Source organism: Streptomyces sp. NPDC048415, from assembly GCF_040651675.1.
Lineage (GTDB): Bacteria > Actinomycetota > Actinomycetes > Streptomycetales > Streptomycetaceae > Streptomyces.
Genome location: NZ_JBEZKJ010000026.1, coordinates 1 through 25,029, shown reverse-complemented (window position 1 = coordinate 25,029; position 25,029 = coordinate 1). Strand labels below are relative to the sequence as shown.

Annotated in this window: 19 protein-coding genes and 2 pseudogenes; 5 read left to right on the top strand and 16 right to left on the bottom strand. The window is 67.4% G+C overall.

Translation table 11 applies throughout. From position 1 onward, the window contains the following. Nucleotides 1–179: 179 nt before the first annotated feature. Both AB0D27_RS19165 and AB0D27_RS19160 read left to right on the top strand, forming a co-directional pair. Nucleotides 180–386, top strand: coding sequence for a hypothetical protein (locus AB0D27_RS19165; RefSeq protein WP_362509742.1), 207 nt, complete (start codon nt 180–182; stop codon nt 384–386). Then, nucleotides 383–601, top strand: coding sequence for a hypothetical protein (locus AB0D27_RS19160; RefSeq protein ID WP_362509739.1), 219 nt, complete (start codon nt 383–385; stop codon nt 599–601). The genes AB0D27_RS19165 and AB0D27_RS19160 overlap by 4 nt, the downstream gene beginning before the upstream one ends. Nucleotides 602–1,324: 723 nt before the next feature. Here the strand turns inward: AB0D27_RS19160 and AB0D27_RS19155 are convergent. From AB0D27_RS19155 to AB0D27_RS19145, 3 genes are read right to left on the bottom strand one after another with little or no spacing between them, the layout of a single operon-like run. Then, nucleotides 1,325–4,300: a DUF499 domain-containing protein gene (locus AB0D27_RS19155; protein ID WP_362509736.1), complete on the bottom strand. Its 2,976-nt coding sequence runs from the start codon at nt 4,298–4,300 to the stop codon at nt 1,325–1,327. Nucleotides 4,301–4,302: 2 nt separating this feature from the next. After that, entirely contained in the window at nt 4,303–7,086 is a 2,784-nt protein-coding gene (locus AB0D27_RS19150) for a DUF1156 domain-containing protein (RefSeq protein ID WP_362509734.1), read from the bottom strand. Then, complete coding sequence (locus AB0D27_RS19145) at nt 7,083–10,190, bottom strand: helicase-related protein (protein WP_362509731.1); 3,108 nt, start codon at nt 10,188–10,190, stop codon at nt 7,083–7,085. Before AB0D27_RS19145 ends, AB0D27_RS19150 begins: the two co-directional genes overlap by 4 nt. Nucleotides 10,191–11,492: 1,302 nt before the next feature. Between AB0D27_RS19145 and AB0D27_RS19140 the strand changes: the two genes are divergently transcribed. After that, nucleotides 11,493–12,194, top strand: coding sequence for a hypothetical protein (locus tag AB0D27_RS19140; RefSeq protein ID WP_362509728.1), 702 nt, complete (start codon nt 11,493–11,495; stop codon nt 12,192–12,194). Nucleotides 12,195–12,384: 190 nt separating this feature from the next. Here AB0D27_RS19140 and AB0D27_RS19135 read toward each other — a convergent pair whose 3' ends face one another. The 5 genes from AB0D27_RS19135 to AB0D27_RS19115 form a co-directional block, all read right to left on the bottom strand. Next, nucleotides 12,385–12,996, bottom strand: a complete 612-nt coding sequence (locus AB0D27_RS19135; RefSeq protein ID WP_362509725.1) for a hypothetical protein — start codon at nt 12,994–12,996, stop codon at nt 12,385–12,387. Between the two features lie 82 nt (nt 12,997–13,078). Continuing rightward, a complete protein-coding gene (locus tag AB0D27_RS19130; protein ID WP_362509722.1) occupies nt 13,079–13,600 on the bottom strand; it encodes a hypothetical protein in 522 nt (173 codons plus the stop codon). 361 nt (nt 13,601–13,961) lie between these two features. Next, the gene (locus AB0D27_RS19125) at nt 13,962–15,902 is read right to left on the bottom strand and encodes a DUF2075 domain-containing protein (RefSeq protein WP_362509719.1); all 1,941 of its coding nucleotides are present in this window, start codon (nt 15,900–15,902) and stop codon (nt 13,962–13,964) included. A gap of 284 nt (nt 15,903–16,186) precedes the next feature. Then, entirely contained in the window at nt 16,187–17,008 is an 822-nt protein-coding gene (locus tag AB0D27_RS19120; RefSeq protein ID WP_362509716.1) for a hypothetical protein, read from the bottom strand. 4 nt (nt 17,009–17,012) lie between these two features. After that, entirely contained in the window at nt 17,013–17,225 is a 213-nt protein-coding gene (locus tag AB0D27_RS19115; protein WP_362509713.1) for a hypothetical protein, read from the bottom strand. 231 nt (nt 17,226–17,456) lie between these two features. Here AB0D27_RS19115 and AB0D27_RS19110 point away from each other — a divergent pair, with 231 nt between their 5' ends. Beyond that, nucleotides 17,457–18,461 carry a LuxR C-terminal-related transcriptional regulator gene (locus tag AB0D27_RS19110; protein ID WP_362509710.1) on the top strand — a complete coding sequence of 335 codons (1,005 nt, stop codon included), beginning with the start codon at nt 17,457–17,459 and terminating at the stop codon, nt 18,459–18,461. Here the strand turns inward: AB0D27_RS19110 and AB0D27_RS19105 are convergent. From AB0D27_RS19105 to AB0D27_RS19095, 3 genes are read right to left on the bottom strand one after another with little or no spacing between them, the layout of a single operon-like run. Further along, complete coding sequence (locus tag AB0D27_RS19105; protein ID WP_362509707.1) at nt 18,396–19,397, bottom strand: DMT family transporter; 1,002 nt, start codon at nt 19,395–19,397, stop codon at nt 18,396–18,398. The two genes, AB0D27_RS19110 and AB0D27_RS19105, sit on opposite strands and share 66 nt — an antisense overlap. Before the next feature lie 39 nt (nt 19,398–19,436). Further along, on the bottom strand, nt 19,437–20,165 hold the full coding sequence (locus tag AB0D27_RS19100; protein ID WP_362509704.1) for a 2OG-Fe dioxygenase family protein: 729 nt from the start codon (nt 20,163–20,165) through the stop codon (nt 19,437–19,439). Between the two features lie 50 nt (nt 20,166–20,215). Further along, nucleotides 20,216–21,421 carry an argininosuccinate synthase-related protein gene (locus AB0D27_RS19095; RefSeq protein ID WP_362509701.1) on the bottom strand — a complete coding sequence of 402 codons (1,206 nt, stop codon included), beginning with the start codon at nt 21,419–21,421 and terminating at the stop codon, nt 20,216–20,218. 618 nt (nt 21,422–22,039) lie between these two features. On the opposite strand from AB0D27_RS19095, the gene AB0D27_RS19090 reads away from it, so the two are divergent. Next, complete coding sequence (locus AB0D27_RS19090) at nt 22,040–22,909, top strand: aldo/keto reductase family oxidoreductase (protein ID WP_362509698.1); 870 nt, start codon at nt 22,040–22,042, stop codon at nt 22,907–22,909. 7 nt (nt 22,910–22,916) lie between these two features. On the opposite strand, the gene AB0D27_RS19085 is transcribed toward AB0D27_RS19090, so the two are convergent. The 5 genes and pseudogenes from AB0D27_RS19085 to AB0D27_RS19065 all read right to left on the bottom strand — a co-directional run. Beyond that, nucleotides 22,917–23,612, bottom strand: coding sequence for a TetR/AcrR family transcriptional regulator (locus tag AB0D27_RS19085; protein ID WP_362509695.1), 696 nt, complete (start codon nt 23,610–23,612; stop codon nt 22,917–22,919). A 169-nt stretch (nt 23,613–23,781) separates the two neighbouring features. Continuing rightward, a pseudogene (locus AB0D27_RS19080) lies at nt 23,782–23,997 on the bottom strand (hypothetical protein); the annotation flags it as partial. A gap of 13 nt (nt 23,998–24,010) precedes the next feature. Further along, nucleotides 24,011–24,138: pseudogene (locus AB0D27_RS19075) on the bottom strand (AAA family ATPase); the annotation flags it as partial. 9 nt (nt 24,139–24,147) lie between these two features. Continuing rightward, nucleotides 24,148–24,480 (bottom strand): MazG-like family protein, encoded by a 333-nt coding sequence (locus tag AB0D27_RS19070; protein WP_362509692.1) that lies wholly within the window; start codon nt 24,478–24,480, stop codon nt 24,148–24,150. Nucleotides 24,481–24,730: 250 nt separating this feature from the next. Further along, on the bottom strand, nt 24,731–25,029 hold a 299-nt coding region (locus tag AB0D27_RS19065; protein WP_362509689.1), incomplete at its 5' end, for a DoxX family protein.

Below are 25,029 nucleotides of genomic sequence, written 5' to 3'. Positions count from 1 at the left end.
TCAAGAGCATCCGACGCGCAGGTCACCAAGATTCCCGGTGAGTCCCGGGGCCAAAAGAAGCCGAGGCCTGAACGGTAATCAGGTGGCCAAGACGTCTCGTTGCTCTCACGGCGCATTGACCCCTTGCAACACAGCGCTTGCGGTATGTGGCGGGGATACTCCCACCCGAGGAGCTCCCGATGCTTGCTGCTCATGCACTCGTCGACGGGCGTGATTCCCCCGCCCTGCGCGAACTGGCCGGCCTGCCACGCAGGAGCGACGAGGCCGAGATCCGTGAACTGTACGTCCAAGCCCTGCACGAACTCGACATACCCCTTCCCGGCGAGGAGACAGCTGGTCGATGGCTCCTAGTGAACCTCGCGTTCGGTCTCAGAAAGGCGAGTTGAGCCCTAAGGACGTGACCGACCGGCTGTCGATGACGGTCGCAGCCCGCACACCGGAGGAGACACAGTTCCTGTCCGTCGCAGCCGACTACCGCGAATGGATGGGCCCGGACGAACTCCCGAGATGGGAGAACAATCTCAGGGCCGCGGCACACTCGTTGACCGCCTCCACCGATCTCGGATCCGGTATCGGCATGCCGGGTTCGCAGAGCGACTGACTAATCCACCTGAACGCGCCGCGTGCCAGACCCGTGCCAGATACTGCGGGGAGCCATGGGGAACAGCGGTCACCCAGCCAGAGACGCCCTTAGGTCATGACGCGGCTCGACAGCAGGTCAGCGGGACTACCGAGCCCGTAGAACCCAAGTTTCCCAAGCTGAGGGCTCGACTGCTGCCGTCAGGCCCCGGTCGTCTGGGCTTGCTCGTCTCGACGGCAGCGCGGCTGAGGCTGGCGGGGGTGCAGCGAGGCATACGCGTGCGTGGTCAGTCAGCGCAGACGCCGTCGTGACTGACTGTCTTCGCCTGAGGTTCAGGCGGCGCGCATCAAGGGTCCGGCCGTCAATCGCGCGCGGCAATGCTGGGCCGTCTCTGGGCCGTCCGAGGTTGCCTGACAGCGGCCAAGGACGACCAACGACGACCACCAGGCGCACGCGCCCACCGTCCATGAGCTGCGAAAACCCAACTACCAAGATCCCCGACATGACCCAGGGCAAGAAGAAGTAAGCCGACCCGACTCAGCCTCCTGCCTATAGCGTTCGCGCGGGCAGGAATCTCAGGTGCATGCACGGACCTCAACACACCGGATACACCGGCCGGGGCGCTGCGATTCCCCGTCCTTTTCCAGTCCCTCAGCCTCCGGCCAATCGCGGGTCGGCACAGGGCAATCATCTGCCCGGCTGCGCGTACCAGTGCCTTGGCGTCCGTTCATGCTGCCTGACTGGCTAGAAGTCGTCGTCCTCGACCCTAACGCGTGCCCCTGCCTGTTTGGCCTTTTGCTCGATGGCTCCCTGTGCGCCCTCCGTGGTGATAAGCGTGACGCTCAGGCTCATGAGCTGATGGTTAGCGCTGGGTGCGTCTAGGACCTTGCTAAGTTCCTTGAGAAGTTGCCAGACCTGCTCACGGGCCTCTGGTGCAGTAATACTGCGGTTGGTGAGTTCAACGATGTATCGCTTGAAGGAGTTGGGATCCGAGCTGGCAGGGATGCCATCTCCAGTGCCGGCCTCGCTGGCCTGTCCTGCCGTAGCCCGATAGTCCTGGTCGTCGACGCCAAACAATCCGCTCGGCCCCTCGCCTCTGGCTGGCTCGCTCGGCTGCTTAGGGATCGGGATCGTCGTTGTGCTCTTGGACGGAACACCGGCCGCAGGCACAGTCTCGGCCGCCTTGACAGCGCGGCGAAGACTCTGGCTGATGGAGCCAATCGAGATTTGTTCCGGGGACGCGATGGCAAGCTTGTCACCGTCGGAGTCTGCCAACTCCCAACCGCTTCGAAGGAGAGCGAAGATTGCCTGGCGTATCTCGTCGGTCGCGGCAACCAGGGGGAACATCGAGTTCTTGTAGAAAGATTGCACGACTTCGCGCGGTGTCAATGTGCGCTCGAAATTATCCAGCAGGGCTGCAAGATAGTTCGCCGAGAGCCCTGCCGTGTTCGTGGCGCGACCAGCCTCGACGAGCGCCGCCCACACCTGATCGCCGCGCAAGGATGACTTGCCGTCGTCGTCGAGTCGCTTGAACTCCACATGCAGCCCGTCCGAGGCGCGGACGAGGTAAGCGTAGTGCTGGAAGGCCTTTTCGATGTCCTTCTTGAGCTTGTCCTCAGCCTCGGTCACCTTGGTGGTGGCTTCGCGGAATTCGTCGACGTCCTCAGAGCTGATCTGCTTGAGCACACTGCGCCAGGCGAGGACTTCTCTGGCTCGCTTGCGCGCCACGTCGCGCCGCTGTGTATTCACACAGGCCACGACGCAGCTGGCGGCATTGTCCACGCGAAGAGCGTCGGGTCCGAGCCCAAGGAGAGCGGTAATCTCGGCGCGGCTGACAGTGTCCTTGCCGTTGAGTAGAGTCCAGCGGCGCGAGTCGAGCACGACGAGGCGGGTGACGGCCGAGTCCACCGCGTCAAACGTGCGCGGGAGGTCGATGTCCCCGGTAGCCATCGGCGCGTCGATGAAGCGGATCTCGTCGAAGGTTCCGCGCCGAGCCAGCCTCTGCGTCTGCTCCCAGACCAGCTTTTCGCACGAGGGCGGGTCCACGAGCGCAAGGGAGGCGGTGAAGTACATCCGGAGCGTCTGCCTGATGGACAGGTAATAGCGCCCGGGTGCGTTGGTCGGCTGGGTGATCTCAAGTGCGCCTAGGCCGTCCTCGCCAGTGAGGGCGTTGAAGATCTCCTCAGCATCGGTGTAGGGCGAACCAGGCTTCGGAGTCGGCTCGAGGATCGCCGCAAGCATCTCCGCCTTTGTCGCCCCCCGACCGCCTCGCGGGCGGGCGACCATCGAGTAGCAGAACAGGGCGGTGGCCATGCGCACGCCTGCGTGGTCCTGGTGGGCGGTGACGCCAGCATTGCGCAGCCGCTGGTCGATGGCGACAGCGCGTCCTGCGGACCCGTCGGTGCTGGTGATGTCAGTGGTGGCGACAGAGCGATAGCCCTGGATGGCCCGGTCGTTGCCCATGAAGAGGCCGGAGGACAACAACTGCTCCAGGGCGGTGGTGAGAGGGATGTCGCCGACGCCGATGAGGGCTGGCGCCCAGCGCCCGGCCTGGTGCTCGGTAACCCAGTGCAGCGCGGTCCGGGCGAAGATCGCGACCGTAGAGCGAACGCGCTGGAAGTTCTGGACCTGTGACCACTCCTCTCGCACCAGTCGCATGAGCTCGGGGTGGAAGGGGTAACTTGCCTCGACCCGCTCGGCGAAGCCAGTCAACGCACGGTTCGGGCCTAGCTTGTCGAGCACCTTGTCTCGCCAAGCAATTTCGCTCGCCGTGTCGTACTGCTTGGCCACGTGCGACGCTGCAGCACCCACCTCGGCCGGCTCGAACAGTCGGCGTTGGATGATCGAGGCGAAGTCGTGGGACTCAGTGACCGCAACCCTGCCATCGGGGCCGTTACGCACAAGCCGGTCGGACACATAGCTGCGGAAATCATCAGCGAGCGGCGGATATCCGCGCTCGTCCAGCTCGCTGCGTATCATGACCACGACGCACACGACGCGAGGAACGTCGTCGCAGGCGTCCATGAGGGCGTTGAGGAACGCCTTCTCGTTGGGCATGCGGTCGACGTTGGTCGCGTCGGCGAGCTGCAGCACGTAGTCCATGAGCTCGTCAAGCAGAATGAGTACCGGCCGTCCCGCGTCGCTGAGCGCGTGTTGCAGCGTCCCCTTATTTGGCCCGCCATCGACGTAGCGCTGGTAGCGGTCCATGTCTCCGCCGGTCAGCGACCAGAGAAACCGCTCAAAGAGGTTCGTGGCAGGGCCGAATGTCTCGCTGGGCCTGCCAGGGCTGAAGTAGTCGGCCGTGAGGACGACGGCCTGGGCGCCGGTGAGGTCTACGTCGCGGCCGCCCTGCCCCGCTTCACTGCGGACCTTACGGCCCAGCTCCGTGGCGAAGAACTTCTGCGGTGAGTTGGCCATGTGGTACAGCCCGACAAGGGCATGGCTCTTGCCTCCGCCCATGCCTTGGTCCAGGTGAAACAGCGCCGTGGTCTCGGCGTCGGTGCCTAGCCGGCGAGCAACGCGACTGAAGAAGCCAACGAGATTGGGGGTGGGCTGGGTGATGTCGCCGTAGTAGTCGACCTTGCGGTAGGGCACGTCAACGGTTTGGTAGACAGCCTTGTGCAGGCTCATCTGCAGCTCGCCCACTGAGCCGTCGGACGCGGTGACCTCGGTCCGGAGCGGGAGAACATCGGCCCAGTGCGAAGCGGTGCCGGTCGACATGCTCAGGACTCCTTGGTGGTGAACGGCAGGGTGAGCTGGTCGTCGCGCTCGCTAGCAGCAAGCTCAGTGGCGACACGGTGCGCAAGGTTGGCTATGGTGCCTGCGTTGCGCTGAACGGCGGTGAGAGCCTTGGCCACTGTGTCGCTGGGAGGCAGCTGCGCGAGGATCTCCCCGACGACGGCCCATAGGTGCGCGTCAGTGGGCTGCCGGTCAGACTCAGCGACGACAGCGGCAACGCTTTCGGTGGCGCCCTGGTCCCAGGCGGCAGCCATAGCCCGGACCACCTCGAACGTCGAGGACTTATCGTTGACAGCGCTCGGGGCGTCGAGACGCAACTTGTAGCCGCTCTTACTTTCCGTGAGTAGCGCGCCGCGCAGATCCTCCAGGCGGAGGTTGTCCGCCTGCGCCTGAAATCGGGCCTCGCCCTTGGGAACGTCCGACCGCGCGAAGAGCCGCTGCCAGAAGACGGCGAACCGGGTCGGCGCGTCAAACGTCTCAAGCGGCAGCGCGTCCAGCTTGAGCGCTGTGGCGTCGCGAACCGCGGTACGCGCCAGCGTGAGGTAGCGATCGAGCTCGGCCTGGCTGCCGTCAGGCTTGAGAATCTTGGCGTAGCAGCCGAAGGCCTCCATCGCTGGCCCATATGCGGCCATGAGCTGGTCAGTGAGGGCCAAGCCGTCACGGTCCCACTCCCGTACAGCGGTCTTGACCCGCTCTGCGACCTCACGGTCGACCTGAGCGGCGGTGGCAACCGGTCGGATCACGGCGGCAACGCGACAGCCAATCGCCACTGTGACCTTGATGCTTGCCACCCCAGTCGAGGCGGTCTCGGTCCTCGACGGCCATGAGCTGGTGACGACGAAGCCGGCATCGTGAAGGGCTCCGAGCAGCCGTCGCCACGCGTCGGGGTCGGAGTGTCCGAACACAACGACGAGGTGGCCGTCTGCGCGTAGCACGCGCCGTGCCTCGCCGAAAGCACGGCTGAGCATTTGCTCGTAGAAGTCGCGAGTTCGGTGCTCACCCTGAGCATTGCCGCGCTTGACGATGATCTCGTCGGTCTTGTCCTGCAACCCCGGAACATCGAAGAGATCAGGGAACACGTCGAAGAGGCCACGCTTGAGCCAGACGTGAAACAGATCCGACGCATCGGCGTAGTCGATCATGTTGTAGTACGGCGGGTCGGTTACGACCGCATCGACCGACCCATCGCGGAAGGGCAGCGCTATCGCTGAGGCTCGGCGGAATCGGCCCGGACGTCCTGCATCGCTTCCGTGGATAACCTTCTTAAGCGCCTGCAGGCCGCTCTCAGTAACGCTCTCCCAAGTGCCCGGCCCAGTGCCCGGGCCAGCCTCGAGGTAGTCGAACTGAAAGGACACCTTGCTCTCGTCCGCAAAGATGTCGTGGACCTGTACCCACGTGCCCTTGCGCGATGCGTTGCCGCCGAAAGCCCGTAGCTTCGCGCCCCGAGTGGAGTATCGGAGTCGCCGCTGCATAGTGGCTGCGGCGTAGGCCGTAAGAGCGTCCGCGTAGTCGGTGGTGAGTCGCGCAGCCACAAGATCGGAACGAATGCCGCGGATGGCCCGGACTGTCTCCGCGAAAAGCAGGGTCTGTCGGTCGTTCATGAGAGAGCCGTAGGTGCGGTAGCCGTAACCACTGGCCCGGATTGTGTCTTGATTGCCAGGCGGGATCGCCTCGTCCGGAACAGCAGTGAATGGGCCGAAGCTGTCGAGCTGGGCAAGGTCGACGGACTTCGCGGCTGTAATCTCGTCAGCCGTCGGGGCGCGGAAGGTCTTGCCAACCCCCTCGTTCTCCTCACCGACGGCGAGGAGTTCGTCCTCATACTGACCACCGAAACCCTTCGCCTTGACAGTGTCGAGCGTGTGGACGTGTCCGCAGGACGGAAACGGGCAGCGAGCGCTCTTGCCCTTGCGGCCCGCCGCGGCCGAGAACGTCGGCTGCTGGGCGGGGTCTCCGTCCACGACCTGGGGACGCCACCGGTCCCCGTCGATGACGAGTTCGAGCGACTGCCCGTAGTCCCCCTCACGCCCAGACGGAAACTGCAGCCGCATGCCGCCGATGAGCGGGAAGCGCCGGCGGCACTGGTCACAGGGGATGCTGACTGCCCACAGATACGCCCAGGGCACCTTGCCGCGACTATCGGTCGGGTAGTAGGGCGCGACAGACTTGGCCACACGCTTGTTCACTTCAGCGAGTACGGCGCGGACATCGCGCAGCAGCCGCGGCTCATCGTCGCTGAAGAGTCTGTCTTCCGGCTCGGCTCCACTGGCGAAGGGAACAACAGCCTCAGACGACCAGTCACGCAGTGGGTAGTCGGCAAGGAGGCGCCCACCCAGCGTTGCGACCGGGCTGAGGTCCGTTCCGACAGCGGTCGCGCCGAGGCGCGCTGCTTCGAGAGGGATGATGCCTCGGCCACTGAAGATATCGAGTACGACGGGGCGACCGGAGGGGTACTCCTCCGCGATGGCTTCGCGAAGTCGACCCAGCGCAACACTGCTGCCCGCCTCTACGGCCAGTCGGACATCTGCGTGAAGGTCATCGCGGTCAGGTAGCAGGGTGGTAAGTACGGCGGCACGGGCCTGCGCGATAGGGCGAGAAGCGAACCAAGTGAAGAGCGCCTTCTCGCTCCGGCCGGATCCCGCCGGAGTGCCCACGGCAGCGTCAACCGACGAGCACGGGAACCAGTGGTCGATCAGGCGGCTGCGTACGTCACTGACGGGGTCCGCGTTGGCCGTCGCGCCAGTCGACGGCGTTTGGGTGGTGGTGGTCACCGTTGCTCTCCCATCAGCCGACGTAGGTCGGCAACCTTGATCTGAAAACGCTCGATGCGCCGTGGCCCGGTGGCTAGCAACCCAGCCGGGTCCTGGGCGCGGACGAGGACTGTCGGCGATATGGCGCAATCGGTAACGACGTAGAGCCAGTAATCCTGGCCGCGCTGCTGCGCCTGAGCCCACTCGTGCTGCTCCAGCCACACCGGCTCCAAGCCTGCGTGGAAGCCCTTGACCTCAACGAGGCGTTGTTCTCGGGTCGTGCGGTGCCGAGCGAGCAGGTCGTAGCCCACGCCTGCGGTCTGGCGGTCGTCCACGTCGAAACCGAGCCGGTCCAGCTCGGCCAGGACGGTGGCCACCGCCACCGCCTCGCTGTCCGGGTCGTAGCCGAGCTGATCGACACGGGCCTCACCGATGACGTGTGCCCAACCGACCAAGCGGGGAGCGCTCTGTCCGACCTTGTTGATGTCATCGAGCTGCGCGAGACGGTGGCGCTTGAGCTCCTCGAATCGGGACATCCGCTCACGCCGTTCCGTGGCGGGCAGATCCTCGAGCTCGTCCATGTAGCGGTACTCGACCTGGTCAAGCTGCTGGCGCGCCTTGTCGACCCACGCCTCCCGCTCCGCCCGCGCGCGGGCGACCTCGCGAGTGAGCGCCGCGCGGGCTTCAAGTTCGCTGTCGTGCCTCAGCGCCGGCGACATGGGCGGCGCGACATGGCTAGCACCGGTTGGCCGGAGCAACATGAGGGACTCCCAAGCGCTCTCGAATGCTCCGGCGCCGGAGTACCGGATGAGGACCGGGGACTTTCGCCGCTGTCGGCGGATGCCGTCATGTACCTCGACCTCGGCGTCGTAGACCAGGACGGTGTAGTTCGTCAGCGACGCGGGGTCGCTGAGGACCGTGCCCCGGATGAGCTCGCTCTCGCCGGTACGCAGCGCAAGGTCGGTTAGTTCGGCGAACGACTCTTCGGTAGGCCCAAGCACAACGACGTCGTCCAGTCCCCGAGAGCCGTCATTGATCGCCTGCCGAACAGAAGTCCCGTCAGCAGCGACCAGCGCCTCGTGCTCACCGCCGAGGGTCGGCGGCAGCAGCCGGGCCGAGTTGACCTGGCGGATGCCCTTGGCCGGCCCCGGGCCGAGGCGCCACTGCTCGGCACGGGCGAGCTGGTCGACGAAGCCGTCAACTATAACGGGGTTGATCGCCTCGAGGCGATCGCTACGGAACCGGTCGAGCGCGGCCTCGGTGTTGGCGGGCGTGTGTAGCCGATCCTCGTCGCCGACCAACTCCTGAGCCTTGGACAACAACTCGGCCGTATCGGGAACCGTGACGGCCCGACCGGCTTGAGCGTCGATGAGCGCGCGGGTGTAGTCGAAGCCAGCACGGGCGGCGGTCGCGTCGAGCAGGTCGAAGATCCGTCCGTCGAGCGCCTCTCCGGCGGCCTCCAGGTTGCCGAGCATGACCTCCTGGACCCGGCCCTCACGGGTATCAGGAGCAACGAGGTGGTAGATGTGCACCGGCTTGGTCTGACCGATACGGTGCAATCGGCCCATGCGCTGTTCGAGGCGAACAAGGGACCACGGAATGTCCCAGTTGATCATGACGTGGGCGGACTGCAGGTCGATGCCCTCGCCGCCGGCGTCGGTGGAGACGAGGACCTGGAACTCACCAGCGAGGAACCGCTGCTGGAGCTGGTCGCGCTCATGGTGCCTCACTGCACCCTCGAGAGTCTCGACGCTATACCCGTCGTGGGTGAACTGACTGGCAAGCCAGCGGGCAGTGTCAGCGAACTCGGTAAAGATGAGCAGCTGACCTTGCCCCGGTGCGATGCCGTGCTGGGTGAGAAGCTTCTGGGTGCGGAGCCACTTCGTGGATGGGCCAGCGGTCGTGGCCAGTCGAATGGTCGCGATGACCCCATCAATCGCCGTGAGCTCTTCGCTCTTGCTGCGGCTACGGGCGTTGACGACGACGCCCTCTGCCCGCTCCCATGCCTCGTCGTCCTCGACAGCAAGGTTCACTGACCCATCACCCTGAGTGAACTCGTCCGGTATGGGGCCGTCGACCCGGCTGGACGCTGGACCCTTGAGTGCCTCGTGTCGCCGCGTAATCGTGGCGGCGGCCGCCACCAGTGCGGAGGCGGCTCGCTTGCCGTAGATCGAGCGGGCCAGGGTTGCATTCTCGCCGTAGTAAGTGTCGACGTAGTCCATCACCGCGGTGTAGGCCGCGAGTTCGGGGCTGCTGAGGTCGACCGACACCGTCTCGGCGTACCGAGGCGGGAAGAGTTCATTGCCCTCGAAGTCCTTCAGCTCCTCCTTCATCCTCCGCAAAAAGGACAGAGTCGACGGCCTCAGCGCATTGTCGTACTCGCTCTGTCGCGGGTCCCAGGGGTACAGCGTGGGGTCGAGGAGGCTGAGCAGGCCACGGAAGTAGTGCTCCTTGCCCCGGTGCGGCGTGGCGGTCAGCAGCAGGAAGTGGTGGGTGCGGTTCCCCACTTCCCGTGCGGCGCCGAGGTACTGGGACGTAGGCGTCAGTCGGTGCGCCTCGTCGAAGACCGTGAGCGACCACGACGCCCGGGCCCCGGAGATCTTGCGCCGGACGTCCGGGTTGTAGGTGTACAGGTCCACACTCACGACCCACACGCTGACGCGCGGATCGAGGTCACGAGGGTCCCTGGCGACGTCAGGAGTGACTGTGGCCGCCTCGATCGCGAAGTAGCGGTGCAAATCCCGCTTCCACTTCTCCACGAGGTGCGCGGGCACGATGATCACCGTTCTACCAGGTATCAAACCTCGCCGCGTACCCTCGGCGATGTACATACCCGTCATGATCGTCTTGCCGGTGCCAGGTTCATCGGCGAGCAGGAACCGCAGGCGTGGCTGGGCCAGCATGTGGCTGAACACGGCCTCGTCCTGGTGCGCGTACGGCCGCAGCGGGCGCGTGGCGAGGACAGCGGACCGGATGCGGGGGACGGCGTACTGCATCCACCGGCCCCACAGCGCAGCGAGCGCCCGGGCAGGATCACCATCGGCGTCGTTGACAGGCACAACAGCCGCATGCAACTCAGCGAGGCTCAGCGCAACGTCGGTGAGCGTGCCGTCGCTGCGGCGCATGACGAGGTCGACTCCATCGCCAGCACCGGTAGCCGCGACGACAGTAGCCATCCCGCCGTCGATGAAGAGTTGGCTACCAGGGGACGGTAGATCGTCCGAGTCCGTCCCTCTCATATCTAACCCCGCTCGCGACTGACAGTGCCCACCCGACAACGCCCGCTAGAAGTCCCTCGCGGCGCCCAATACCCCCCGAACACCACAGAAAATCGTACGGAACTGTACGTCTTTCTAGGAGAGTTGGTGACCAAAGACTTCTGGACCGCCACTCTTGAGCATGTCGCCGACGTACCCCGCGGCAAGGAACATCACTGGTGAGCGGCGATGTGGATCATCATGCACACCGCGGAGGCCATGCGGAGATTGTGTGATCAAAGCGTGATCTACATGAAGCAGCATCACGAACCCGCTCGACCGGCGCCCGTGAGTATGCGTCAGCGCCACAATCGCGGCGACATCGACCGCACCTGCGGGTCTCTGGACGTGTACTGCTGGCCCTCCATCCCGGACCAACGCCAGGAAGGTGCAGCGGGCGCGGGGCAGTGAGGTTGGGGCGGATTGTTCCTGGTGGCGCACTTGCCGACCCGTGGAGCAGAGAGGCGTAGCCCCCGATCGACAAGACAGGCGGACCGAACTCGAGCTCCCACGACGGACCATGCGGATCGTATCCGGCCAAGGGCGTTGATCAAGGAATCTGGCCAGCCCTAGTCTTTCCCCAACTGATGGCATCGTCCGTTGCACCGCTTACTCACACGGAGCGTTTCTCCTTGCTCTTCCCTCCCAGTGACATGGTCGCCGCCTTGGACCAGCACCTGCACTTTCAGGCTCTGGAGCATCTGCTGCTCGAACGTCACCCTGAGCTGGCCGGGCGGGTCGACTTCAACTCCGAGGGCCTGAAGCCGTACCTGAAGGTCAAACTGTCCGGAGACCAAGGGGTCGGACTGTTCCCGGCAACGCTCGGCCGCACGTTCGTATGGCTGCTCGTCAGGTCGGTGCAGGACAGTGAGCCTTCGGTCTGGCCTATGAACAACACATCCGACGAGGTGATCGTCGACGCCTTGCACGCCCACGCGTTGGCCCACCTGGCCGGCGTGCCGGTCGCGTCACCGTGGTGCTGGCACGAGAGTGAACCTACGGAAATAACCGAGCTCGCCGATCTCCTGGTCGAACGTGGCGTGCGTGCCCGGCGCGTTGTGGCGGGCAACGGGTACCTGCCCTACGGACCGCGTGACAAGCTCAAGCTCCACATCGCAGACGGAGCGAAGGGGCCTACCTTGAGGCCAAATTCCTTGCGCCTTCGTCAGGGTGTCCATCAAGCCCAGTATCGGCTGGCTGGTCGACATGCACCGCCCGGAGTGGGGGGCCTGGAGGCGTGTCGATCTCGGCTACTCCCTATGGCGAAGGAAATTCCCGACGCCCTGCGTGCCGCATGCCGACGTTTCCATGAGCCAGGTCGCCGACCTGATCGGCGAAGGGCCGATTGCATGGGTCGCGTGCGGCGCGCCATGGGAGACTTCCAAGCCCTCGCGCGTATCCGCCGAGCCGGCATCCAATGCGCAGGAGTCCGTCTTCCTCATGGACGCGACCGGATCCGACCGCGCCCTGCGGCCGCCAGGCTCCCGGGAACTCGCGGAACTCGTTCTGGAACAGCTCACGGCCTTCGGCTTCGGAGACGTCTGCGAGGGCGAATCCAACAGCCCCATCCACTCCGACGCGTACCACATAGAGTGGAGCGACCGGACCAGGACCCTATCAACGTCCGAGATCCAGCGTCTGAATGGCTTGGCTGCGGCGGCAGGTGAGGACATACCGAAGCGGCTGATCCTGATTACCGGCGGCGGGATCAGTCGGCCTGCGGCAGCCTTCGCGGACAGAGCCAAGGCGTTCATCTACCACCTCGACCCTGAGGCGGGCAGACTCTTCCCCGTGAACTCACGCGCCGACGAGCTGCTGCCGCCCTGCACGGAGCCGGGAAGGTACTACCTGGAACCCCTGGCAGCCGACTGAAATCCCGTCAACCTGCTCTGACCGGCTAATCAGCACCTCCCATACACCGGGGGAACCTCACCCTTGGTGCTGGGCTGCGCCAGTTAGGGAGTTTGACATATGGCCTGACGCATCAGCTCCTGTTCGCTTATACCCAAGGAGGGCCAGTATCGCCACCTTAACAATCCTCCTAGTCTCACGGTAGAGGCTGTTATGTCCAGGCATTGCCTGCGAGTATCTTGTCGAGGTGAGTACGGGAGAGTTTGAGAGCCTTCGCCACCTTGGCCATGCTGACCGCTGGCTCCGTAGCCCTCCCCACACATATCAGGCCGTCCGCCCGGAGCTTACGCAAGGCCTCTCCAACCTTCCGCTCGGCAGACTCGTGAGGCTCCAACTCCCCGTCGTTGTCGTACTCCCCACCCTCCTCGGCACCTTCGAGGAACAACCGGGCCGCCTCGATCACCATCTCTGCGTAGCTGCCTCGTCCCTTCAGCACATGTTCTTCATCCCCGCGGTTGAGGAAGATGTATGTGCGCCCTGACTCCAGGTTGCTGCACAGGTGTACTGATCCCCATATCAGGGCGCCAGGGCCTGGGTCAGTCATCATGCTGTCAATGAGGAACGCATTAAGGCACGCGGTAGCACGTTCTTTGTACGCGCCGATCTGGATGTCGACGTGCTCACCGGTGGTGAATACGGCCACATGGCCGCCGTTTTCTTTGACCGAGCCAAGGCCGTACACCGTGCCGCCCCACTGTTCCACTGGCTCCCAGTCGACGTCATCCAAGGTGTAGTCGGTCAGCCACCACTCAGGATTTTCCATCGGATCAGCTCCATAGTCACTTAACTCAGGGTCTGACTATTGATCACTTTGGATCCAGCTAATGCGGATTTGCCTGAACTATTCATTGATCAGGCCCCTCCGCCCCCATGTAGGGCCCCAGGTCCCCTTCCCAGTTGCCCGATCCGTTGGCGTGCCAGGCGGCAGTCACGCCGTCCTTGAAGTCATGGAGTAGTCCGACCGGGACGGTCACTCCTTCGCCGTACTCCTTCAGGGAAACTTTGTACTCCCGGAAGGCCACGAAGCGTTCGTAGCCGTCATCGCGAATCGTGGAAACGTCGATCTCCTTGTCGTCGGCCATGTACACGCGGGAGCGGTGATCAATCTGGCCCGTCCGCTCCCTTTGCCAGGCAACATCCTCGACAACCTTCAGGAAGTCATGGAGCCCCGCGAGGGGGATGGCCACCCCTTCGCCATACTCCTTCAGGGAGGGGTTGTACACCCGGCAATCCACGAAGCGTTCGTAGTCGTCATCGCGAACCGTAGAGATGTAGATCTCCTTGTCGGTGTCCACGTCGTGGATGCGGGCGTGAATGTCCCGCTCCTCGTCGTCCTCCCAGTCCTCCTCATAGTCGTCGTCAGGCATTGCTACCCCTCTCTGATAGGTAGGCACATCGTTGGCAGTCCTGCCCCAGAGGCACCCGCCCGACCCGCTAGGCGCCGGGTGCAGCACCGAGCCACTAGGACGACCATCCCGCGGGAATGTATCCAATGCGGATAGCGACCAGCTATCCGGCCGAGAGTCCAGAGCTGGCGGACCCTGTCCGCGCCATCGTGGACTATCTGTGGACGGATGCAGCTGTGCGCAGTCGGCGCAGAGCTTTGACCTGCAGGCAAGCAACAGGCAGAAGGGGCCTCCGGAGCAGCGTGCGCGAAGGGGATGGACACCTCGACGTCGATGACATTGCGGAGCAGGGGCAGCTGTTCCACCTTTCGCACGCGCCGGGCTACACGAGCGCGGGTGCCTCGACCCCCGACGCGGGGTGAATGAGCGAGCGCAGCTTCTCGCGAGTCTCCGGGTCCGTCGAGTGGACGATCGTGCCGACCATGCCCCGGGTCAGCAGCACCTTGTAGGTGTTGCGGATGAGCCGGTTGATGTCGTCGTCCGACGTCGCCTTCGTGAACGACGGGTCCTTCGATGCCGACCGGTCCACGACCCAGCGGTCCGTTCGCCACACCAGGTCGGGGCCGATGATCACGCCGGACCAGTCGTACTCGAAGCCCTGCGCGGTGTAGACGCAGCCGACCTGGCCGAAACCGGCCGGATCGGTGGCCCACAGGGGCGCGGGCGGCGCCCCGAGCAGGGACCGGTCGCCGTACACGTTCCAGGGGCGGGCCCACTGGCCGATGACGACGTCGGCGGGCAGCGCCGCCATGTTCGGGGTGACCTTGGTCGTCCACTTCCAGCAGTAGCCGGCCGACATCCGGGCGCCGTAGTCCTCCTCGCGGCGCGCGACGAGGAAGTCCTCCAGTTCCTGGGGGCTTTCGGCGGTCAGCAGCTCGAACTTGCCGTCCGGCTCCCACTGGCTGGGCGTGCCGCCGTCCAGGCCGAGCAGGTCGACGACCCACTTCTCGTACGCGTCACTGCCGCCGCACCGGAACTGGCTGTCCAGTTCCACCACCGCGCAGTCGAGGCCCTGTTCGGCCGCGGCCCGCTGGATCTCCTCCTTGGTCCCCATCTCGCCGGGCCGTACCACCTGGTGCTGGTCGAGCAGGAACACCGGGACCCGGGCCGCGTCGATCAGCTCTGCCAACTGGGGCCGGCCGGTGCGGAGCTCCGCCTTGGTGTAGCGGTTGGCGGAGGTCTTCCGGAGGCGGTGGGCCTCGTCGCAGATCAGTACGTCGAGGTCGTTCGGCTCCGCGTCCATGAAGCTGTTGAAGTACTTGAACAGCTGCTGGACTTCACGCTTCTTGGCCCCAGCGACCCTGCGCATCGTCTTGGTGAACGACTGCGACCCGGTCGCGTGCAGCGTGGGCACCCCGCGCCGGTACAGCTCGCCCAGCAGCGACATCGCGATCACGCTCTTGCCGGAGCCGGGACCGCCGGTCACCACGATCACCTGCTTGTGGTTCGACCGCTTGGCCTTGCGTACGGCGGACATCACCTTCTCGTAGGCGACCCGCTGCTCCGCGATGAGTACGAACTGCTCACGGTCGCGGATCTCGGCCGCCGCGACGGCCATCAGCTGCTTGGAGGGCCTGATCCTGGCGTCGAGTAGTACGTCCGCCGCCTCCGCTCCGGGCTTCGCGGCGAGCCGCGAGCGAAGGAAGTTCAGGAAGGCGCCGCGCTGTTCGCCGGTGTACAGCCGGCCGTGCTGGTCCTCGGTGACGGCGCGCAGCCCAGCGACCCCGAACTCGGTCGCGTTGTGCAGGAACGCCACCCCGGCCAGCGACCTGGGCATCCGCTCGAGGGCTCCGTTGAACGACAGCAGGTACTCGCAGTAGCCCCGCACCTGTTCGATGGGGTTGAGGACCGGCTCCGCGTACGCGTCGATCCGGCATAGCAGCGGCTCGTCCTCCTCCGGGTAGGCCGCGCTCCACTGCTTCAGCTCCACGACGACGTACGACGGCTCGCCCGTCGTCGGGTGCACGCCGGCGAGTACGGCGTCCGCGCGCTTGCTGGTGAGGGGCAGGCTGTACTCGACCATGACTTCCACGTCGTCGAGACCGGCCTCGATGAGGGCGTTGACGAGCGCGGGGAGGCTGCGCTCCCAGGAACGTATCTCCGCCTGCGCGGGCTTCCGGCCGTGCTGGTGACGGAAGTTCTCGGTCAGATGCAGCGCCAGCGACCCTTCGAGGATGCGGGCGGCCACGGACGCCGCGGACTCACGGAACAGCAAGAAAATGCCCCCAGGCAGCACGAAGAAGACTCGTGCGGGTGGGGGCATGTCCTCCGATGTCCGCGCGCAGGCGGATCAGGAAGCCCGTCGGGCCGCTGAGATGGTTCTCGCCATCCTAGGTCAGTGTGTGGATCACGAGGAGGGGATGAGGCGGACTCGGCGAAGGGCGATGGCGGTTGGGGGGGGCGGGCTTGAGCCTTGGCGATCAGCTTCGGCGATAGGCAGTGCGTCAGATGTCCTGGCTTTTGCGGGTGTTGGCCTCGGTGGCCAGGGCGCTCAGCACCTCGGAACGGCTGACGGAGCGGATGTGGCTCGGGTCCGGGTCCGCGGGGTCACAGACCCTCCCGCGCCGGGCACACGCTGCCGAGTCGTGACACCCGCCAGCCGTCCCCCAGGACCCCGCCCTGGGCGGCGAGCAGCGCCCCCGACCGGGCGCGTACCGCAGCCGTCAGGGCCGCCCCGCGCAGTGCGGGGTCCGCGTCGAGGGTCTGGGCGAGGGACGCCACCGCGGTCCCGGCCCGCTGTACCGCGCACATGTGCGGATGTACGGCCCACACCTCGCGGCCGTCCGCCGCTTGGGCCAGGGCACCGAAGGAGACCAGGCCGCAGTCTGCGGGGGTGAGTACCGGGCCGGCGGGGCCGGCGCCCCCGAGGAACCGCTCGAACCGTTCCTGCGGCGCCAGAACGGCCAGCACGCCTCCCGATCGCAGGGCGAGCCCCGCCGCCGCGGCCGCCGCCGCGACCCTGTGCGCGAGCGCCACCCAGTCCGGCCCCTCGTCATGCGTCACCGCGAGCGCCTCCGCGCCCAGCACGAGCGCTCCCTCGACGATGGTGCGCGCCAGTGCGTCCTCGTTGGGCGCCCAGCTCAGCGCAGGGCCCCCGGCCCGTACGAACGGCAGCAGACAGGGCAGCCCGGCGGTCCGGTAGACGGGCAGGGCCCGGCACGTGCCGTCCGCATCGCTGTGGCCGATGACCGCCGTGTAACCGGCGTCGGCGACGGAGTCGGCGACCCCCGGGGTCTCGTCGTGCACGTGCCACTCGGCGGCCCCCGGATACGCGGATCGCGCCCGGTCGACCCGGCCGAGAAGGACCGTGCCCCAGGCTGTACGCGGGCCGGTCAACGGGGCGACGACGGCGATGCTCGGCCGCGGCACCGGATCAGCCCCAGATGAGCGAGTCATTGCCGGCGGCCGAGGTCACGACCTGCGGTGCGGCGCCCGTGGTTGCGGCCACCCCGCCGAGGACGAGGACCGGGGCGAGCGCGGCGAACACCCCGCGGAGCAGGTGCGTACGACGCCAGGACGCGGCAGCGGACGGGATGGAAGGGATGGAAGGGATGGAAGGGGCGGTGGAAGAGACGGATATGGACATGGAAGTTCCCCCCAGAAGTGATCGGTCGGTGTGTGACCAGCATGTTCCGGCGAGCTCATCAGCGGCTACGGGCAAGGGAGTTCCGGGACCGGACATGGCCAGGAGCGGACGCCTTCCAGGCGCCTGCTGCCCATAATTCGGACAGCACTGTCCACGCAACGGGATGCTTCCTAAGATCTTTTGGGGGGAGGGCCGCAGGGGAAGCGGCCCATGGAGTGGGGGCGTACAGGGGTGGACGCACGCGCAAGGGGTCAGGAGCTTTATCGGATCGCCCTCAACGATGCCTCCTGGCATCCGGAGCTGCTCACCGAGGATCGGGGCTGGAGTGGTACGGAGTTTGCCGAGGCGCTCCAACTGCTGGGCCGACTGGGCTTGTTCGTACCGTCGCCCGACACCCGCAACGGCTGGACGGCGCTTGCCCCGGACACCGCCCTGCGCAATCTGCTCCTTGAGGACGACCGGCAGACGAGCGCGCTGCTCACCGCCGTCCAGCGGACGCGGTCCGCGCTCGCGCAGGTCGTCGCGGACTTTCAGCCCGTGCACGCCAGCGAACTCTCCTCCGTACAGATGGAGCTGGTGACGGGCGCGGCCAATGTGTCCGCGGCCCTGGAGGACGCCTCGCAGCGCGTCGAGGAGGAGGTCTTGTCACTGCATCCGGGCCGAGCGCTGCCCGCCGGGATGATCGAGGCGGGCTTCGAACGGGACCGGCTCGCCCTGGGCCGCGGCGTAGGCATCCGTACGATCCATCTCGGCTCGGCGGCCGCCGTACCGCACATGGCAGCCTATCTGCGCCGGCTTGGCGGCGCGGGCGCCCAGGTGCGCACCGCGCACACGCTGCCGCTGCGCCTCATCGTCGTGGACCGCTCGCTGGCGATCGTGCCGGCTCCGCAGCCCGCGGACGGGGAGATCGCCGCGGTCGTGCTGCGCAGCGAGACCTTGGTCGACGTGTTCAGAGAGCTCTTCGAGCACTGCTGGGCGGGCGCGAGCGTGCTGACCGACACGGGCTCCGGAGTGGAACCCGGCGACGGCGACGGCGACTGGCGGCCCACCGGCCGCCACCGCGAACTCGTGCGGATGCTCGCCGGGGGACTGACCGACGAGGCGATGGCACGCAAGCTCGGGGTCTCCGAGCGCACGGTCCGCCGCCTCGTCTCCGAGCTGACCGAACGGCTAGGCGCGGCCAGCCGCTTCCAGGCCGGGGTCTGCGCCGTCCGGCTCGGCTGGCTCGACGACTGACCCGGCCGGCTCCGCCCGCTCCACCGCTGCCTCCCGCTGCTGCGGTAGAGCCGCGGTCCGCCCCCACGCCGTCCCCGCGAGGACGAGCAGCGCGCCCACGAGCCCGAGCCAACCCGGCCGGTCCCCCGCGAGTGCGATGCCGACCACCGCGGCCCATACAGGCTCCGTGCCGAGCAGCAGACTGACCCGCGAGGGAGACGTCCTGCGAACCGCCCACATCTGAACGAAGAACGCGAACAGCGTGCAGAACGCAGACAGGTACAGCAGCCCCAGCCAGTCTCCGGCCCCGAAGTCAGCCGCGGCCGCCCACGGCGTGCTCCCGGTCCCCGGTATCGCCGAGAGCAACGCGAACACCACGACGGAGCTGCCCAGTTGGACCGTGGTCATCGACAGCGCGTCCGCCCCCTGCACCGACTCCATCCGCGACATCGCGAGGACGTGGACGGTACGGGCGACGGCCGCGCCCAGCATCAGCAGGTCGCCGAGCGACGGATCGCTGAAGCCGGCGCCCTGTGTCAGGAGCAGCACGCCGAGCACCGAGAGCCCCGCCGCGGCGACGAACGATCGCGACAGCTTTGTCCCCCGCATCCGGCTCTCGGCGATCGGCGTGAAGATCATGGTGAGGCTGATGATGAGTCCCGCGTTGGTCGCCGAGGTGTGCACGACGCCGTACGTCTCGAGCAGGAAGATCCCGGCCAGGATCAGCCCGAGGACGCCGGCCCCGCGTATCTGCGCGCCGCTCAGCGCGCGCAGCTTCCGCCGCCCGGCGACGACCAGCACAGGCAGCACCACGGCGAACCGCAGTACGAGCACCGCCAGCACGGTCTGCGTCGTGGTGACACCCTTGGCGGCGAGGTAGCTGGAGCCCCACACCACTGCGACCAGCAGGACGGGGAGATCGGTCAGCCAGGCACGGCGGGCCGCGGTGACGCTCATCGGGAACTCCTCAACAGACTCTGTCGGAACGGCTGCGGCTCAGCGCGCGGTGTAGGCGATCACCAATACATCACGATGGGCGGCGAGTTCGGGCTCCACCGGCTGCACCGGGGTCACTGAGTGCAGAGTGCGGCGGTCGTCGCCGAGCAGCAGGTCGCCCGGCTCGGACAGCGTAGTGGTGAGCAGGTGCTCGCCCTCGTCGGTGTAGACGCCGCTCTCGCCGCCGGTGACGTTGGCGCGGCCGATCATCAGCGAGGTGATGAACGTGACCCCGTCGCGGTGCCTGCCTTCCGGCGCGGGCTGCCCCTTCTGGTCGGCGGAGGCACTGATGCGGTACGGGTGGAGCTTCACGTTCCACGACGTCGTACCGTCGACGGCGCTGAAGATCCGGCCGAGTTCGACGAGCACGGAGCGCAGCAGCGGGTCGTCGGCGAAGGAGTCGGTCAGCGGGTCGAAGACGCGCTCGATGCCGCCGTTGAGCGGGTTGATGTCGGATTCCTGGCGGTACGGGGCGTGCGGCAGGAGCCTGAGCTCGCCGGAGGCCGGGTCGAGTTCGAACTGGCCGTACCGGCGGAAGCGGTAGGTGCCGCCGTCGGCCATGTACGTGTCGAGGGTGAGCTCGTCCCAGTGCGCGGCGAACCGCGTCCAGTCGGCGCCGTCGACCCCGGCGAGGGCGGACAGCGCGGCGGCGGGCATCAGGTGTCCGCCGGGCCCGGCGAGGGCGTTGACGGCGTCGACGGCCACGGGGTGGGCAACGACAGTGGTCATGGAAGTGCTCCGTACGTTGATGTTCGGTGGTCCGGGAGGCGGTCGACGGATCAGGCAGCGGCGAGCAGCGCCCCCGCTCGGGCGAACGGCGCCGACTCGGCGTCGATCGCGCGCTCCTCCCAGGCCTCCCGGTCGCGCAGATAGAGCGGCTGCCCTGTGGTGATGGAGCGCGTGTCGGCGCCGCCGGTGCGCAGCCGCCAGGTCACTGACCCGGTGGTACGGGACGCGCAGGCGTCGATGAAAGCCTGGACGGTGAGCCGCAGTTCACCGAACCAGCGGCCTTCAAGGGCCTCGCGCGTCCACACCTGCTCCAGATGGCGCTTCTCCAGGATGAGTTCGGCGTCCAGGCAGGCACTCTCGATGTGCCGGTAGCTGCTGAGCAGCAGCCAGGCGGCGGGCATCTCGCGGATCTCGAGGACCTTCTCGCCGTGGTCGAGGTGCTCGAGCCCGGAGTAGCGGCCCAGTCCGTACGCGCCGACCCGCCGGTTGAGCCGGTCGACGAGTTCGGTCAGCGGCAGCGGCTCGCCGTCGAGGGCGACGGGCAGCCCGTGCTCGAAGGTGACCGTGAGGTCGTCGCTCTCGCCGGGTGCGGCGGTCGGCCGACTCCAGGCGTACAACTCCTCCGGAACCTCGTGCAGTTCGGGGTCGTCGAGAATGCCCGACTCGAACTCGCGGCACCACAGGTTGGAGTCGCCGCTGACGATCCGCCCGGCGAGCAGGTCGATGCCCGCGGCCCGCAGCTCGACGAGCTTGTCGTCGCGGGTAACGGGGTCCAGGTCGTACGGGCTGCCGAACGCACCCTCGTAACCGAGCAGCCGCAGCGCCCCGTTGAGCCGGCGCAGGGTGTTCTGCGAGCGGTTGGCGGTGTGCAGCACGGCCTGGGCGTCGAGCCCCCGGGCCAGCCCGACCGCGCTGTGGGCGATCAGCGGGCGGCTCAGCGTGGAGCTGACCGGGTGGATGCCGAGATAGACGGCCTGGGCGGCGATCGCCGGGGCGACATACAGCCCTGCGAACTCCTCGCGCCGGTCGAGAATGTGGATCGTCGCCCCGAGCGCCTCGGCGACCTGGCGCTTGTACGTACTGGACTCGTCCTCGCCGATGTCGACGCTCACGGCGTGCACGTCGCGCACGCCCATCCGGCGCAGCCGCAGCAGCAGATACGAACTGTCCAGACCGCCGCTGAACAGGGTCACGACGGGACGGTCGGGGTCGAGCTCTTCGAGCTGCGAGAAAGAACGTATGAGCGGGGGACGCATGGCCTCTCCAACCTCTGTACTGGTCACAGGGGAGGAGACTTCCGTGCGTGAGTGCCCTGGACAATGGATTCCGGGTGGCCGCGCCCGGCCATGGCCGGACCCGGAAAGCCCGTTGCCGGCCCTCGCCGACCGCACGGCGGTGGTCAGGCGCGGCGGGGCGAGCGCGACCCGAAGCTGGGAACGGCACATCCGAGGAAGCTCAAGGACACGCCCGCCGTGTGGGTCTACAACGGCCGTACCGGGGCGTTCACCAAGCCGGCCACCGACGCGAACGATCCGAGGATCTCCCCGGACGGCGGATCCACCGACCGCAGGCAGGGCGTGGCCGACGGGCGCAACGCTGACATCAGTGGTCCCGCTTCACGCGCTCGGTGTCCGCCTGCGCCTGGGGCGGCGCCACGGGGCCATGCGTTTCGTCCCTGTCGGCGTGCGCGCGATGTGCGCTGCCGCTGGCCGGCCGCGCCCCGCTGCCTGGTACCGGCAGTCCCAGGAAGGCGGGGCCACTGGCTGCCCGCACCGTCCGGGCGGAGGGTTGAGGCATGACGACCCCACTGATGACCGGAGCGAACAAGGGCATCGGCGAGGGGCCGCAGGAACCAAGAGCACAGGAGTATGGACATGACGATGCAGTCGCTTCCCGGCGGAACGTTCACCATGGCCGAGGATCTGACGGTCACTCGTGTGGGCTACGGCGCGATGCAGCTGGCCGGCCCGCACGTGTTCGGGCCGCCGGCTGACCGGGATGCCGCGGTGGCCGTGTTGCGCGAGGCGGTCGAGCGGGGGATCACGCACATCGACACCGCCGACTACTACGGCCCCCACATCACCAACGAGATCATCAAGGAAGCCCTGTATCCCTACCCGGGCGACCTGCACATCGTGACCAAGGTCGGAGCCCGGCGCGACGCCGAGGGAGGCTGGCCCAAGGCGCTGTCCCGTGAGGAGCTGCGCCAGGCCGTCCACGACAATCTCGAGCGCCTCGGCCTGGACGCCCTTGATGTCGTCAACCTGCGGGTCGGAGGGCTCGACGCCCCAGAGCCGGGTTCCATCGCCGAACCGTTCTCCGTGCTCGCGGAGTTGCAGCAGGAGGGTCTGATCAAGCATCTCGGGATCAGTACGGTCTCCGCCGAGCAGATCAAGGAAGCCCAGTCCATCGCGCCGATCGTGTGCGTGCAGAACTTCTACAACCTCGCCAACCGCGCCGACGACGCGCTGATCGACTCCCTCGCCGAACAGGGCATCGCCTACGTGCCCTACTTCCCCGTCGGCGGCTTCTCCCCACTGCAGTCGGACACGTTGGACGCGGTCGCCACCCGTCTGGAGACCACTCCGGTCGCCGTCGCCCTGGCATGGCTGCTGCGGCGTTCCCCGAACATCCTGCTGATCCCCGGCACCTCCTCGGTGGAACACCTGCGCGACAACATCGCCGCTGCCGGGCTGGAGCTTCCCCCCAAAGAGCTGGCCGAGCTGAACGGAATCGCCTCCTGAGCGCGGCCTACTCGGCCGGTGCGCGAGACGCCGCCGCGAGGATTCCGTCGAGCAGGACGTCCAGGGCCCAGTCGGAGCGGGTCGCGCCGTCTCCGGACATGAGGGTGTCGCCGAGGCGGGCGATGTGCGGATAGCGGGCCGGGTCCGCCGTGGCGATCTTGGTGGCGAGGGCGGAGAAGTCCTCGGTCTTCTGCGTGGAGGACCTGGGGTCGCCGTGTTCGACGGCTACGGCGGTGGGGTGGAGCAGCAGGAGGTCCAGGCCCCAGGCGGCCGTGCGGTCCGGGACGCCGCCCTCGCCGAGGAGGGCGAGGATCGCGTCGGCCAGGGCCAGGTAGTTCGGGCCGCTGGGCTGGGTGGACAAGGCCATCCGGGCGATCTCCGGGTGCTGGAACAGGACCTGCCCGTAGTCGGTCAGCAGGGTCTTCAGCCGGTGGCGCCAGGTGCCCGCTTCCGGCGGGGGTACGGCGACCGGGCCCAGCAGGGAGTCGAGGATCTGGGCATGCAGGTCCGCGGTGTTGCGGACGTAGACGTACAGGGAGGCCGGCCCCGTGTCGAGGGCGGCGGCGATGCGGCGCATCGTCACCTTGTGCAGGCCCTCCTCGCGCAGGATCGTCAGCGCGGCGTCGATGATGCCCTGCCTGGTCAGGGCAGGCTTCGCGGGACGCTCTCGTCTGCTGATCGGGGCCGGCTTCTCTGAGGTCATGACCGAGAAGGTAACGAACGCGTTCGTGGAAAACAAGTTCGTGGCGTGCGGGCCCCGGGTGCGCCGGGTCGGTGACGACCGCGGCGGAGCCGCCTCGGCGATCATCGATTACGCCGAACGCAGCGCCGCTTCAGCCGGTGACCGTGAACCACGTGGCCCGGGACTTCTTTCACTTCGGGCGCGTGAGGTCCTTGGCCTCCGTGCCGTCGCCGTACAGGTCGGCGGAGCCGTCGTCCGTGATCAGCTGAGCGCGGGCGCGGGCGCGGGCGCCGGGCACGGTGAGGTCGGGTACGTCGACGACCGCCTCCCAGCCGCCGGGGTCGGACGTGGGCAGGTCGAGGCGCTTGACCGGGGCATGCGCCGGGTCGCCGTCCCAGGAGTAGAGACCGGTGGGTCGTCAGGCCTGAGCCGACCAGGGCCTGTTCGATGGTTCGACGCGGAGGTGGACCGCGCCCGTGCGGCGGGTCAGCAGTCGGGCGAGGGTGGACTTTCCGGTGGCGGGGAGGCCGCCGAGGATGATCAGCACGGCGCGCCGTCAGGACGTCGGGGCCGGTCCGAGCGAGCGCTCGGTGACGCCGGCCAGATGCGCGGTGAAGACCTCGCGGGCGTCCGGGGCCAGCGTGCGCAGGGCCACCAGGGCCGTGATCACGACGTCGCAGAGTTCGGACTGGACGTCGTCCCACGTGTGCGTGGTGCCCTTGCGGGGGTTCTGGCCCGTCGCGCCGATCACCGCCTGGGCGACCTCGCCGACCTCCTCCGACAGTTTCAGCATGCGCAGGAGCAGCCCCTCCTGGCCGTCGTGCGCCCGGTGGGCGTCCAGCCAGGCGTGCAGGCGGTCGATCGAATCCCAGACGTCTTCATCAGCCATGGGACCAGCTTGCCCCACCGTTCGCGGGCCGGACGCCTGCTCGTCGGCCGTGGGGCCGGCTTGCCTCACCGTTGGTGGGCCGGACGCCTGCTCGTCGGCCGTGGGGCCGGCTTGCCCCAGTGTTGGTGGGCCGGGCGCCTGCTCGTCGGCCGTGGGGCCGGCTTGCCCCAGTGTTGGTGGGCCGGGCGCCTGCTCGTCGGCCGTGGGGCCGGCTTGCCCCAACCTTCGCGGGGTCCACGCCCACCGTCGCCTACTCCTCGAACAACGTCTCCTGCTCGCCCTCCGCCGCCTTGCGCAGCCTCTTGTTCCTGGCGCCCACGACCACCGCCGTGGCCGCCGCCGTCGCGCCCAGCGCCGCCGGCACCATCCAGCCGCGGTTGACCGTGTGGCCCAGCAGATGGTCGAGGGAGAGCCGGCCGGGGCCGGTCACCGCGAGGCCCGCCGCGGTCAGTCCCAGCGACGCCGCGTACTCGTAACCGCCGCTCTGCGCGAAGAACCCGTTCGGTACGTGCACCGTCGCCGCGCCCGCCATCGCGCCGGCCGCCGCAG